This is a genomic window from Microvirga rosea, assembly GCF_020595095.1.
Taxonomy (GTDB): Bacteria; Pseudomonadota; Alphaproteobacteria; order Rhizobiales; family Beijerinckiaceae; genus Microvirga; species Microvirga rosea.
On record NZ_JAJDOP010000003.1, the window covers coordinates 448646 to 461440 of the forward strand.

The 12795-nt window shown below is 63.4% G+C and carries 9 protein-coding genes; 3 read left to right on the forward strand and 6 right to left on the reverse strand.

Translation table 11 applies throughout. The features are described from left to right. Positions 1–20 precede the first annotated feature (20 nt). Complete coding sequence (locus tag LJD17_RS10095; RefSeq protein ID WP_227384036.1) at positions 21–1157, forward strand: AI-2E family transporter; 1137 nt, start codon at positions 21–23, stop codon at positions 1155–1157. Positions 1158–1422: 265 nt separating this feature from the next. Here LJD17_RS10095 and LJD17_RS10100 read toward each other — a convergent pair whose 3' ends face one another. Further along, complete coding sequence (locus LJD17_RS10100; RefSeq protein WP_227384037.1) at positions 1423–2418, reverse strand: class I SAM-dependent methyltransferase; 996 nt, start codon at positions 2416–2418, stop codon at positions 1423–1425. Positions 2419–3064: 646 nt separating this feature from the next. On the opposite strand from LJD17_RS10100, the gene LJD17_RS10105 reads away from it, so the two are divergent. Next, a complete protein-coding gene (locus LJD17_RS10105; RefSeq protein WP_227384038.1) occupies positions 3065–3916 on the forward strand; it encodes a S1 family peptidase in 852 nt (283 codons plus the stop codon). 57 nt (positions 3917–3973) lie between these two features. Here LJD17_RS10105 and LJD17_RS10110 read toward each other — a convergent pair whose 3' ends face one another. Both LJD17_RS10110 and LJD17_RS10115 read right to left on the reverse strand, forming a co-directional pair. Then, positions 3974–5677 carry an arylsulfatase gene (locus LJD17_RS10110; RefSeq protein WP_227384039.1) on the reverse strand — a complete coding sequence of 568 codons (1704 nt, stop codon included), beginning with the start codon at positions 5675–5677 and terminating at the stop codon, positions 3974–3976. Continuing rightward, positions 5674–6597 (reverse strand): formylglycine-generating enzyme family protein, encoded by a 924-nt coding sequence (locus tag LJD17_RS10115; protein WP_319799696.1) that lies wholly within the window; start codon positions 6595–6597, stop codon positions 5674–5676. Before LJD17_RS10115 ends, LJD17_RS10110 begins: the two co-directional genes overlap by 4 nt. A 714-nt stretch (positions 6598–7311) precedes the next feature. Here LJD17_RS10115 and LJD17_RS10120 point away from each other — a divergent pair. Further along, on the forward strand, positions 7312–7512 hold the full coding sequence (locus tag LJD17_RS10120) for a hypothetical protein (protein ID WP_227384041.1): 201 nt from the start codon (positions 7312–7314) through the stop codon (positions 7510–7512). A 34-nt stretch (positions 7513–7546) separates the two neighbouring features. Here LJD17_RS10120 and LJD17_RS10125 read toward each other — a convergent pair whose 3' ends face one another. The 3 genes from LJD17_RS10125 to LJD17_RS10135 all read right to left on the reverse strand — a co-directional run bounded on the left by LJD17_RS10125 (position 7547) and on the right by LJD17_RS10135 (position 12694). Further along, complete coding sequence (locus tag LJD17_RS10125) at positions 7547–7978, reverse strand: response regulator (protein ID WP_227384042.1); 432 nt, start codon at positions 7976–7978, stop codon at positions 7547–7549. After that, positions 7938–11591 (reverse strand): CheR family methyltransferase, encoded by a 3654-nt coding sequence (locus tag LJD17_RS10130; protein ID WP_406600787.1) that lies wholly within the window; start codon positions 11589–11591, stop codon positions 7938–7940. The genes LJD17_RS10125 and LJD17_RS10130 overlap by 41 nt, the downstream gene beginning before the upstream one ends. A gap of 74 nt (positions 11592–11665) precedes the next feature. Next, positions 11666–12694, reverse strand: a complete 1029-nt coding sequence (locus tag LJD17_RS10135) for a chemotaxis protein CheB (protein WP_227384043.1) — start codon at positions 12692–12694, stop codon at positions 11666–11668. Positions 12695–12795 lie beyond the last annotated feature (101 nt).

A 12795-nucleotide genomic window follows, 5' to 3' on the forward strand; every position in this document is an offset into this window, starting at 1 on the left:
ACCAACTGGGCAGGTGCGGCATGCGCGAAACCGTGAATGGGGATCGATCAACGGGCCGGACTGTGCCGGACATCGCCAGCACGCCCGTGACCTCGAGCACATTCGACACGGTGCTTCGCGTCGGACTGGTGGCATTACTCGTCTATGCCTGCGCTCGGATCGTCCTGCCGTTCGCATTTATCCTGGTTTGGTCGGCGATCTTGGCGGTGATCCTGCATCCGCTGCATCTCCGTCTGGCCACCTATCTCGGGGGGCGCTGGTCGGCACTGTTGATCGGGTTGGTCGGCATTGCGATGATGCTGGGGCCGATGGTCATCGTGGTGACGTCACTTGCGACATCGCTGCAGGCGCTGATCTCGAGCGTGCAGGGCCACGACGTGAGATTGCCCCCACCCCCTCCATGGCTGGACGGAGCCCCGCTGGTCGGCAGGAAGCTGACCGAAATCTGGACCCTCGTCGCTACCAACCTGCCGGCGGCGCTCACAAAATACGGCCATCTGTTGAGCAGCCCCGTGGCATGGTTGGCGTCGTTCGCAAGCGGCCTGGCCATCGGCGAATTGTCGTTCGTCCTCTCATTCGCGATTGCCGCTGTGCTCGTTGCCCACGGCGAGGGGGGAGCCGATTTCGCCCGGCGCCTACTGACACGCGTCACCGGCAGCACGGCGCGCGCAGTGCAACTGATCGAGCTGACGGTGACCACGATCCGCAGCGTGGGGCTCGGAGTAGTCGGCGTGGCTCTGATCCAGGCCTTGTTTCTCGGTCTTGGGTTCTTCGTCATCGGGCTTCAGGCGGCCGGTCCGCTGACGCTTGTTGCGCTCCTGTTGGGGATCATGCAGGTGCCGTTGATCCTGCTCTCGCTCCCCGTCGTCGCCTTTGTCTTCGCGACCGAGGCAACGCAGGCCGCGATCGTCTTTCTGATCTGGAATGTCGTCGTCGGCCTCGGTGACAATGTCCTGAGACCGCTGATGCTCGGGAGGGGACTGGCCGTGCCCATGCCGGTCATCCTGCTTGGCGTCGTCGGCGGCATGATTGTCGACGGACTTCTGGGTTTATTTGTCGGTCCCGTTCTTCTGGGGGTCAGTTACGTGTTGCTGCTGGAATGGTTGCAGCAGCACCCGGTCGGCGGCCAGTGGCGCGACGGCAGGCCGACATCGTGAACCAGATGTCCCGGGATACTCGACGTTTCCCAGGGCCGTCCGCGGTCCTGTCGTGGCGCCCGCCGTTCATACTCAGTGTCGCGGCAGGATCCGAATGACTGAGTTTGCACGGTCACGAGGTCCGGAGCCGGCACGAGGCAGATGAAAACCGAATTTCGGTAGCCATAGGGGTAAGCCGACCTCAATAAGGCCAAGCCCAACGACTTAGATTGCCCCTAAGCTACCCTTCAGACGCCATCTCGGCCGCGCTGCGACCGACTTGCGCCTACTGTGATTTCCGGCAGATCACCTGCACAGGATAGGTGCGGCCTTCCTCAATGTTGCGCGCCGCATTGCGCGTCTTTTCTGGTGCGCTATCGCCTACAAGGATGTGGATGCCCAGCAGGGGTTCTGCTCCCTTGGCGGCAAGCTCCATCACGTGCCTATAGGCGGCGAGGTATTTCTCGCCCGTATTCTCCATGCGGATATCCGTGAACCCCGCAGCTTCGAGCAGCCTACGCGTGTCCGCAGGCGGGATGAGATAGGCGCCGCTGCCGTCGTTCGACCACGGTAGGGGATAATGCGGATTGCCGATGGGTCCCAGACCGTGCTCAGTCAGCGCAAAAAAGGCGCCGGGCTTCAGCACCCGGAACGCCTCGGCGAAGAAGCGCGGACGGTCGGCCACATTCATGGTGACGTGCTGAGTGTAGGCACCGTCGAAGGTGCCGTCCGCACAGGGCAGATCCGCGCCGTCCCCCTGCGCGACCGTTACCTGATCCTCAAGGCCGATCAGCGCGGTGAGCCTGTTGGCCGCCTCGACGAAGGCCGGCGTGATGTCGATGCCGGTCACGCGGCATCCGAAGCGGCTCGCGAAGTAACGGGCCGGGCCACCGATGCCACAGCCGATATCGAGAAGATGATGGCTGGCCTTGACCGGCAGGCTGTCGGCAAGATCAACAGTGGCTGCAAACCCGCGCGCATGGAAATGATCGACCGGCGCGAGGTCTTCCTGCGTAAGGGCATCCAGAGACTTGCCCGACTTTTCCAGCGCCGTCAGGATCGACGCATAGACGTCGCCCTTGCCCCAATGCTCTGCGATTGCATTCTCGGCTGGCATGTTCACTCTCCCGACTAACCAGGCGGCGAGTGCCCCCTTCTCCGCTGGCTTGCCCTGCGCGGCCACCGAGTCTAACTGGTGCGGGCCTAAGAGGAAGGGCAAAATCGTAGCAGGCCAGAGCTCTTTCGTCACCGCATGAGGCCGAAGGGTCAGCAGTCCTCCCATGGACCATCAGCGCCTTTCTGCGGCTGATCGAATGGGTTCCGTAGACGATCGGATCGAGCCCAATCCCGCAAACCGGCATCGCGACGACAGACATACCCACACGCTGTCATCGGCCTTTCGATCAGTCCTTCTCAGGAACAGCGGCAAGCAGACACAGCGCCCGAGCTGAGCAAGCGTGCATCCTGCGGGACAGTGAACGGCTCGTCGCAGGCAATCGTCATCCATCGGGCTTGGGCGGTTTTGGGAGATCGACCAACCATCCGGGGCCGCCCCGCATTAGCCGCTGCCTTGCGTTGCACGCGTTTAGGTTCAGCGACGACACACAGCGACAGGACGACGTGGCCGGACAAGCGCCTCAGGTGCTTCCCCGTTGGCAGGGCGTGACAAATCCGCTTCACATAGCCCCGGCAATTCCTTTTGGGCATCGGATAACCGTTCCCGGGTTGCCAGTGACGGCTGCACGGCAGCGCTGTCATCGGCCGTAGACTGCGGTCAATCGTCAACCCGACCGTGCTGCTGGAGGAATGGTCCCCGGTTACGCTGGAACAGTCCGGAGCAGCCCTGAGTTAAGAGGGCACTCCTGGATCTGTTGCGTCAGCGTCACCTCGATGTTCCGCAGTTCCAGAAGCGGACAGCGAGGAAATGCATGGGCACGCCATTGCATGTCCGGGTGAAGCTGTGCGCCATCGGCTTGGCGCTGCTCCCCGTCATCGCGAACCTGGACAGAGTGGTATCGCGAGCCGAAGCCCAAGAGACCGGAGCTTCCTGCGGCGATCCCTTAAGACTTGCGCGATCCGTGGTCAGCATCGTCTGGCAGTACGGACAGCCCCGGCGCGACGGGAGCCAGGAGATCGTCGGAGAGCGGGCCACCGCATGGTTCTATGCCTCGCCACGCTTCCTGGTGACGGCGGCACACTTCGCGAAAGAACTTCCCGCCGAGGGATGGCAGGAGGTTGAGCTGCGGCAGTCCTCCCGGGAGGGAGAGCCTGCCGTAGCGGTCCAGGTCCGGCTGCGCGTGACGGTTCAAGGGAAAATCTCCGAAGGCGATGCAGGCGGAAGGGGTCGGGATGTCAGGATGGCGGAGGACCTCGCGATCCTGGAATTGCAGGAGCCGTTCCAGGATGCGCAGATCCTCGAGGTTCAACCGGAGGCACCGTCCGACAATGCCACTGTCCTTATCCTGGGCTATCCCAAGGGGCAGATGAAGGCTGCGCTCGGCACCATCCGGGGAACCGAGGGGGCTGCGAGCCGATACCCCGGCTTGGCGCTTCTCGAGGTTCAAGGGTCGGATCGCCTCCTGCTCAATGGCGGCGCGTCCGGAGCGCCCGTGCTCGACTGCAAGGGTCGGGTCGTCGCCGTGCTGAACGGCCTGCTGACCGGTCCATCCCTGCCGTTCCTGCCACCGGAGCGTTCCGTGATCCCGACGCCGTGGGGCAGCCCGACCAACACGGCCGTTCCTGTCAGAATGCTGGAGTCGATCAGGAACCGAATGCTCTGAAGTTTCCGGCGCTTTCCGGACTGGGCCATGCGGGCGCACGGCCCAGTCCCCGACGCGTCAGTTTCCGGTCGGGAGTGGGATATGGACCCCACCCTTGGCCAGCTCTTCTCTTACCGTCTGGAACCGCTGGTAATCCGAGAGGGTGAGCGGCCCCGTGTAGCCGTAGCCCTGTACGGGACGTGGAGGGTACTGGACGTAAGTTGCCATGATCTTCTTCAGCTCCTCCTCCATGACCACACCCATCCAGGTCCGTTCGGTGAAGTTGTTCATGAAGATGTCATAACGCTCCTGCGGATCCTGCCAGAGGTCGAAGACTTGCGGGACCGTGGCGACGTACTTCTCGGCGCCCTTCCACCCGAGGTTGGTGTCAACCGCAAGGCCACCGGTGGCGGAGCCGTCATCGCCGCGCAGGTTGAACTGGAACTTGTAGTTATTCACGCGGATGGCGCCGGGCGACAACTCGTTCTCGGTGAAATAGAACCACGACTTGCGTTCTGACTTGCCGGTCCCGTACAGCACCGGCGACATGTCGTAGCTGTCGAAGATGATCGGCTGGCCGGCACGATCCCTCTCGGGCAGCTTCGTGCCCGCAGCGGACGCGAAGGTCGCCATCAGGTCGAGGCCGCCGACGATCTCGTGGTTCCGCGTGTCGGCCTTGATCTTCCCCGGCCACCAAGCGATCGCCGGCACGCGGTTGCCGCCCTCGCGCAGGGTGCCCTTGGTGCCGCGGAACGGCGTGTAGCCGGAATCCGGATAGACGTCCTGCCACGCCCCATTGTCCGTGGTGTAGAAGACGAGCGTGTTGTTCCCGCCGACCTGACGGATCTTGTCCATCACGCGGCCGATCCGGGCGTCCAGCTCCACGACCGAGTCGGCGTACTTACTCTTCGATAGCGATTTATGGACGTAGTCCGGTGCCGGCAGGTTGGGCTGGTGCACCTTCATGAAGTTGATGCTCATGAAGAACGGCCCGCCTGACTGCGCCGCCCGGTCGAGATAGTCGAGAGAGGCCTTCTCGACATACTCGTCGAGGAACGGGATCCCGACCACGCCCTTGTCGGGCGTGTTGACGTATTCGCCGTTGACCTTGAAGTCCTCGCGCGCCGGCTGGCCCGCGTTGCCCGACAGTGCGCCCTTGGTCACCTTCTGGAACATTTCCCGCAACTCGGGGCTCATGTCCGGGAACCAGTTCGGATCGCCATAGGTGTATGCATTGAGATGATAGAGGAAGCAGTCCTTCATCTCGTCGTAGCCCTGGGCAATGGGCAGAGCGTAATCCGCCTCGCCGAGATGCCACTTGCCGGAGAAGAAAGTGCGATAGCCCGCCTGCTTCAGCACCGAGCCGAGGGTCCATTCGGCCGCCGGTAGGCCGCCGCCCTGCCCCTGGAACGCCACGGTGGTCATGCCGCTCCGGTTCGGGATACGCCCGGTCTGCATCGCGGCCCGGCCCGGAGTGCAGCTCGGCTGGGCATAGAACGAGAAGAAGGTCATGCCCTCCTGCGAAAGACGGTCGATGTTGGGGGTCGGCATGCCGCGACCCTCGCCGCCACCGTAGGGACCGAGATCGCCGTAGCCTGTATCGTCGGAGACGATCAGGACGATGTTAGGCTTCTGTTGCTGCGGAGCCGGTTGAGCGAAGGTCGGGACACTCAGCGTGGCCGAGATCAGGGCCGTCGCACCGATGAAGGCGGCCTTGGTCCGCATGCTTCGGATACGGCATTGTCTGTCGTGGGCTGGTGAAGACGCAAGGTCACTGGTCATGCGGTGCTCCTCTCTCTGATCACGCATCGGAAGCCAACATGGCTCGTCGAGGTATCGACCGGCTCCGGATGGCGTGCGGCCGGACGGTAGCGGCGACAGTAGTTCGGGGCGCACAGGTGCGAGCCGCCCTTGAGCACCTTGCGCGCGATGCGGATCCGCGGCTGGCAGGGATCATAGCTCTGGTCCTCGCGAGCGCCCCGCGGGTTCTCGGGGATGCAGCAGGCCTTCTGGGCGTCGGCCGGATGCCTCTCCGCGTAGAAGTCGCTCGTCCATTCCCAGACGTTGCCGATCATATCATAGAGGCCGTAGCCGTTCGGCGGGAAGGCGGTCACGGGCGAGGTGCGCTCGAAGCCGTCCTGCGCGAGGTTCTCGAACGGAAAGGCGCCTTGCCAGGTGTTGGCCATCTGCCGCCCGTCCGGATTGAACGTGTCGCCCCAGGTGAACTCCCGACCGTCGAGACCGCCACGGGCGGCGAATTCCCACTCTGCTTCCGTCGGCAGGTCCTTGCTGGCCCAGCGGGCATAGGCGAGCGCATCGGCGAAAGCCACATGCACGACCGGATGGTTGTCGAGGCCATTGATGCTGCTCTTCGGGCCGTAAGGGTGTCGCCAGTCGGCGCCCTTGAGCAAAGTCCACCACTGGCGCCAGTCGCGCAGGTCGACCGGATGATCGGGGGGTGTGAACACGAGAGAGCCCGCATAGAGCATGTGCGGCAAGGCGTCGGGATAGTTCTTCGGGTTGGGGGGCCTCTCGGCGAAGGTGACGTGCCCCGTGGCCCGGACGAATTCGCGGAACTGCCTGTTGGTGACGGGCGTGCGGTCGATCCAAAAGCCGTTGACGGTAACGCGATGGACCGGCGCCTCCTCTGGATAGTGGCGGTCCGATCCCATCCGGAACGTGCCTCCGGCAATCCGGACCATGCCAGGACGCGACGACTCCGATCGCGGCGAGGTCGAAGGATGATCGGGTTCATTGAGCGTCATATGCCGACGCCTTTCACTGCAGGCGGGCCATGACCTTGCATCGTCTGGATGCAGGCGAGGACGTCGACATGACCTGAGTCCCCGCCGACCCTGGTCTCCCGTGCGCTGACCTTGCGTCGTCGCAGGACCACTGTGGACGAAGCTGCCGAGTCTGCTTGACCGAAGAAGACATCGGATTGACAAATTGGGACCGTCGGATGGCCGCGAGCCTTGAAAGCACCAACAGGAACGTGCCCGCGCAAGTGCTACGATCCAGGCCGCCTAATGGCCGAGGCTGACCTTGTGATATGGCCGCGGCCAAGCGACGATCCGCGGAGCTTCCTCAGCCAATGGCCGCTCCGGCTTCAAAGCCCCCTGCCCTTTTCTCGCCGGCCGGGAGGGTGCTGAGGCTTCCCTTAAGACAGTGTGAGCACTTTTCGCCGCAAACCCTTCACCCGCCGAAATGTGCGCCCCCTCTCCACCTCGGATGAATCTCAGCTTTCGACCCCGAGCGAACCTTCGGCGTTAGGACGGCCCTGGTAACCTGACGGCACCATTGGACGTTGGCATCGAGCCACCCTATATCTCGACCATCATCAGCTATTCCGACCCGTGGGCGTTGATGACCGAGAGAGATGCGTGCTCCCGCCTGCAGGGCTGAGGAGCGCCGCCGTGGCGGACACCCCCAAAACACCAATGACCCGTGCGGAGCACGACGCCCAGATCATGCGCGACTCCCGGGAGGCGCTAGAGCGGTCATATCGGGTGCTCAAGGAAACCGATACTCTTTTGAGGTCCGCGATCGCGCGGCCGATTGAGCCGAGACCGGATCAGGACGAGGACGCTGAGCGGCGTCGCGATCAGCCGTCCTAGGGAAAAGACCAAAATTCCAGGGAGCGCCTCCACGTCACTCGACGGACCGAGTTGCCGCGGAGCCTAGACGCTGATTTCGAAAAACCGTGTTGACGGCGTGCAGCAACTCCTCGATCCGGAACGGCTTTTCCAGGTGCGCGGCTCCTTTGAGTGTTTCCGGAACCACCGCCCTGCTGTACCCAGTCGAATAGATGAACGGCACATTGCGGCGGCGCAGGATTTCCGCAACCCCAAGACCACTCTCCCCGCGCAGATCCATGTCCAGGACCGCGCATGTAAGACGCTCGGACTCGGCCAGAGCCAATGCCTTGTCCAAACTGGGGACAGGGCCAACAACGATAGCACCGCACTGTTCCAGAGCCTGACAGAGATCATCCGCGATATAGTACTCGTCTTCGACCAGAAGAACGCGACAGCCAGTCAGGTCAGGCTTGTCCGCCGTCATGTCTTGGGTGGCGCTCATCATCCTCGTCCTCTGTGCCGGGTTGATTCAGTTTTTGTGAGACATCCGTCGTGGCAGTTCGCTCGTTGACCGGCACCTCGATCACGCAACGGACGCCGCCGGGCGCAAACTCGAGCTCCGTCTCTGCATCAAGCTCGTAGCGGAGGGTGCGTTCAATCAGCTCAGAGCCAAAGCCCCGGCGCCGGGGTCCCGCGGACGCGATGCGGACGCCGCTCTCCCTCCATTCCAGCCGGAGTCTTCGGTCCCCCTCGGCTCCTCTGATCCCCCATGTCACGTCGATCCGGCCGCCGTCTTTGGATAGGGCTCCGTACTTAATGGCGTTGGTAGCCAGTTCGTGGATGGCCAGCCCAATGGAATCGGCTGCCTTGCCCCGCAGACGCACTGGAGGCCCATCGATGCGCGCCTTCTCGTTTTCGTCGACCGCCGCGGCGAGCAACTCATCCCGCACGAACTCCTCAAGGTCGACACCGGCATCCGGGGCGCGGGTTGCCATCGCCTGAGTGCGAGCAAAAGCTTCGACGCGTCCTTCGAGGTGCATGGCATAATCTTCGACCGTCTCGCTCGTCGTCGCTGTACGCCGTGTAATGGACCGCATGACGGCCAGGGTGTTGCGGACGCGATGTTGCAACTCAGCCAGGAGAAGCTTGGTATGTCGTTCGCTATCGCGCAGAGCTTGCTCCGCGTGCAACCGCTCCGTCATGTCGATGGCAACGGCAACTCCGCCGGTGATTTCGCCAACCGCATTTCGGCGATCGCTGACGCTCTCGCGCACCCAAGTCACCGAGCCGTCGGCACGTTTATAGCGCTTTTCGAGCACGACCGGCTCGCCGCCCGAGAGCGCCTGCAACAGCAGGGGTCTGATACGAGATCGGTCCTCAGGATGCGTGAGCTCCTCCATCGTGCGATCCATGATGTCCTCACGGGAACGGCCCATGACCGTGCAGTAGCGGTCGTTGACGTACATCACGCGGGCGTCGCGGCCCATCAGAGCAATGCCGACCTCGGCCTGCTCAGCCATGGCCCGGAACCGCTCCTCGCTCTCGCGCAGCGCGTGCTGGGCCTGGGTAAGCGGCGTCATGTCCGTGAACGTTACCACCGTACCGCCGATATAGTTGTCAACGCTGCGATAGGGCAGCACGCGCACCATATAACGGGTGCCCGTCGCTGGATTGACGACCTCGCGGTCCACGCTGCCCAGTGTGCGCACCACGCGGCGCGCGTCGTCCTGGAGTTCGTCATAGGCGACGCGCGACTTGATGTGGGCAATCGGCCGGCCGACATCTGTCTCAATGAGATGGAAGATCTCGGCCACCGCGGGGGTGAAGTTCATTACCCGCAGCTCGGTGTCGAGGAAGATTGTGGCGATCTGGGTGCTCTCGAGGAGGTTCTTCAGATCGCTGTGGGAGCGGCCCAGCTCCTGCACGCGATGGGCCAGCTCGCCGTTGACCGTCGTCAGCTCCTCGTTGACCGATTGCAGCTCCTCCTTGGAGGTTTCCAGCTCCTCGTTGGCGGATTGGAGCTCCTCGTTGAGGGATTGGTACTCCTCGTTCGACGACTTCAGTTCCTCATTCGTGCTCTCCAGTTCTTCAATGGTGGCCTGAAGCCGCTCCCGGGTCACGCGGAGCTCCGCTTCGAGCCCTTGCACATGCTCGTCCTGCCCCGAAGGGGCCAAGTGAGCGGGATCTCGATCCGGAGGAACGGGGCTGTCCTTGAAAATCACGACGAACCCCGGCGCCCCATTCGGCTGGTCCGAGGCAGGCTCGACCACGATGTCGACCAGCAGGCGCTTGCCATTGGTACCCATCGGAAGACCGTCGATCTGCACCGTGCGAGTTTCCTCCGTGGCCTTGGTCAGGGCCGCGCGCAAGTTGAGACGCAAGTCGCTGTGCACGAGGTTTAGAAGATTCAGATTGGCTGCACCGCCGGCCGGCTCGATGAAGCGACCCGCTCGGCCGGAGAAGTGGAGCACGTCGAAGTTCTCGTCCGTCACCACATAAGCCGGGGCATAACGTTCGGCGATGCTCTCGGCCCTTCGCGCCAGGCTTCCCTCCACCAGCCGCGGACGGGGGGGCGACGCATACTCCGCCGGCCGTCGGTCAACGGCGGTGAAGGGAAAGTCCGGCAGAACCCTCGTGGTGGTGTCCAGACGCTGGAAGATGCGAAAGCCGCGATCTATCGGGGCGAACAGCTTGGTATGGCGCGAGATGTTCTCGGAGTTGCCCAGGAACAGGTAGCCGCCGGGCCTGAGGGCGAAGTGGAACAGGGGGATTACCCGATCCTGAAGATCGGCGTTGAGGTAGATCAGCAGGTTCCGGCACGAGACCATGTCAAGCCGCGAGAAAGGTGCGTCCTTGATCACGCTGTGCTGCGAGAAGATGCACATCTCGCGCAGCTCCTTCACCACGCAATAGGTGTTGCCCTCCTTAACGAACCAGCGTGCCAACCGCTCCGGCGTCATATCCTTCGTGATCGATTCCGTGTAGCGGCCGACTCGGGCGGACGCGAGGGCCCGGCCATCGATGTCGCTGGCAAAGACCTGCACGTGCGGCACCTCGTCCAGCCTCGCCATGTGCTCGCGCAGGAGAATGCCGATGGAGTAGGCTTCCTCGCCCGTGGAGCAACCGAGCACCCAGATCCGGATCTGGTCATTGCGCGACTTGCCTTCGAACAGCTTGGGAATGACCTGAGTTTCCAACAGCTCGAACTCACGGCGGTCGCGGAAGAACTGCGTTACTCCGATGAGCAGGTCATTGAAAAGGCTCTGCGGCTCGTCTGGCTGCGTGCGCAGCACCTCCAAATAGGCGTCGAGAGTTTCGACTTGGCCAACCTGCATGCGGCGCTGGATGCGCCTGAGGAAGGTGTTGGCCTTATAGCCGTGGAAGTCATGTCCGGTCTTGTTGCGCAGGATCGTGGCGACGCTGGCGAGCGCGCTTGTGGCTTCTGCCGCTTCGGCATCGCGATGCGCGGCGTCCCTGTAGCGGGTCAGATGCCGGGCGTACAGGTGAACGTGCTTTGGCAATTCCTCCACCGGCAGCACGAAATCGGCGAGCGCCAAGGGGCTGCTGCTGGAAACGAGGCTGTCCCGCGCGGCCTCACCGCTATCCTCGGCCAAGGTGAGGCCGCCTGCTTCTTTCAGTGCCGTGAAGCCGAGAATGCCGTCACCCCCGGTCCCCGAGAAGACGACGCCGATCACGCTCCTGTCCTGGTCCTCCGCCACCGAGACGAGAAAGCTGTCGATGGTCCCGCGCTCGCCTGGAGCCTGCCCCGTCGGGCGAATGTGGAAACGCCCGTCCTTGATGGTCAGGATCGTGTTGGGGGGCGACCAATAGATCTTGCCGGCTTCGACGGGGGCATCCTCGGCGATCAGAGCGAGATCTCGTTCATGCTCAGCCAGCACCAGCTTGAAGCGCTCTTCGTTCAGAGCCTCACGGTGCTGGAAGGCCAGAACGGCTGCCATGCCGCCGTCCAGAGTCAATGCGCTGAGAAAACGCTCAACCGGCTCGCTGTTGGCGCCGGACGCGCCCACAGCAACGATTATGTGGGCGGCTGTCCCCTCGGAAGCGCCCTCCTGATCCGCCTGGGTCTGGGGCGACTTGCTGCTCTTCTTGGCGGCCACTGTATCTATCCCTGCTCCGGGAAAGGCTTGCCATATTCTCTCACCTGCCATCAAGGCTGGCGAGGGCTCCAAGTCTATCCACTGTTATCCTGCCCACCCTCGTCCACGCGAGGATGTGGTGGGGCCATCGATTGCAGCACGGCCCGGCGCAGCACGTCGGCGTACTGCCGGTACTCCGTGGCTCGCTCCTCGTACATCTCAGCGACGGCCCTGCGGCCGCTCTGGCGCCCATCCTGCGCCATACGGGTAACCAGCTCAGCCCGCTCCTCTATTACGCGCAAAGCGACCCGCATCGCCTCATCGACGGCATTCTCCTGCTCCTTGGCAACGATCTCGGCTGTCGCCGCATGCCCGACTTGGCATCGGAAGCGAAGGGGCATGGCCCCACGGACTGTGGACAGGACGCCGCTGCAATAGGGGCAGGTGAGCGCCGAGGGATCTGCAATTTGGCGCAGGACCTCGCTGTCGATCCGCTCGCCGGCCGCGATGTCGACCTCAAGCCGGATCTCGGGTGGGATCGGTACACCGGGGCCCGCTGCCTCCCGGGCCAGGTCCGACAGCAGGTCGCCGATCCGCGCGCTCGGAACCGAGAGGTCAACAGTCACGGCCTCTAAGGCACTGCGTGGCATCTCATCGGCAATGGCATCTGCGGGATCCTGCACAACCGCTAGGCCACCGCAGCGCTTGACGGCATCTATGCCTGAGGCGCCATCATTGAGAAGGCCGCTCAGAATTACCCCGATCACCCTGGAACCGTATGCGGCGGCAGCCGAACGGAACAGGGGATCGATGGCAGGGCGGGCCATGTTCTCCCGCGGCCCCCGGCCAAGCCGGATATGGCCCTTGGTCAAAATGAGGTGGTGGTCCGGGACCGCAAGGTAGACGTGGCCAGGCTCTATCGCCATTCCGTCCGCGGCCTGATGGACCGGCAAGGGCCCAGCGGCGGAGGCTACCGTCGCAAGGATGCCGATGCTGCGGGAGGGGATATGCAGCACGATGAACACGGCGGCCGGCAGATCCCTGGGCAGGGCGCCGAGAATCGTCTTGAGGGGCGCGGTTGCCCCTGACGATCCGCCAATGACGATAATATCGCGATTGCTCATGAGTGGCCCTTCGGAGTACCCTGGTGATGAGAGAACAAAAGGCAGACGGGACTGTTCCCAGTGGAGGAAGGCCTCCTTAACAGAGGGTTGTGTCGGAACCC

Coding starts and splice junctions, on each gene's coding strand:
- LJD17_RS10095 (WP_227384036.1), top strand. CDS start 21: ATGCGCGAAACCGTGAATGGGGATCGATCAACGGGCCGGACTGTGCCG.
- LJD17_RS10115 (WP_319799696.1), bottom strand. CDS start 6,597: ATGGTCCGGATTGCCGGAGGCACGTTCCGGATGGGATCGGACCGCCAC.
- LJD17_RS10125 (WP_227384042.1), bottom strand. CDS start 7,978: ATGATGAGCGCCACCCAAGACATGACGGCGGACAAGCCTGACCTGACT.
- LJD17_RS10100 (WP_227384037.1), bottom strand. CDS start 2,418: ATGGGAGGACTGCTGACCCTTCGGCCTCATGCGGTGACGAAAGAGCTC.
- LJD17_RS10110 (WP_227384039.1), bottom strand. CDS start 5,677: ATGACCAGTGACCTTGCGTCTTCACCAGCCCACGACAGACAATGCCGT.
- LJD17_RS10105 (WP_227384038.1), top strand. CDS start 3,065: ATGGGCACGCCATTGCATGTCCGGGTGAAGCTGTGCGCCATCGGCTTG.
- LJD17_RS10135 (WP_227384043.1), bottom strand. CDS start 12,694: ATGAGCAATCGCGATATTATCGTCATTGGCGGATCGTCAGGGGCAACC.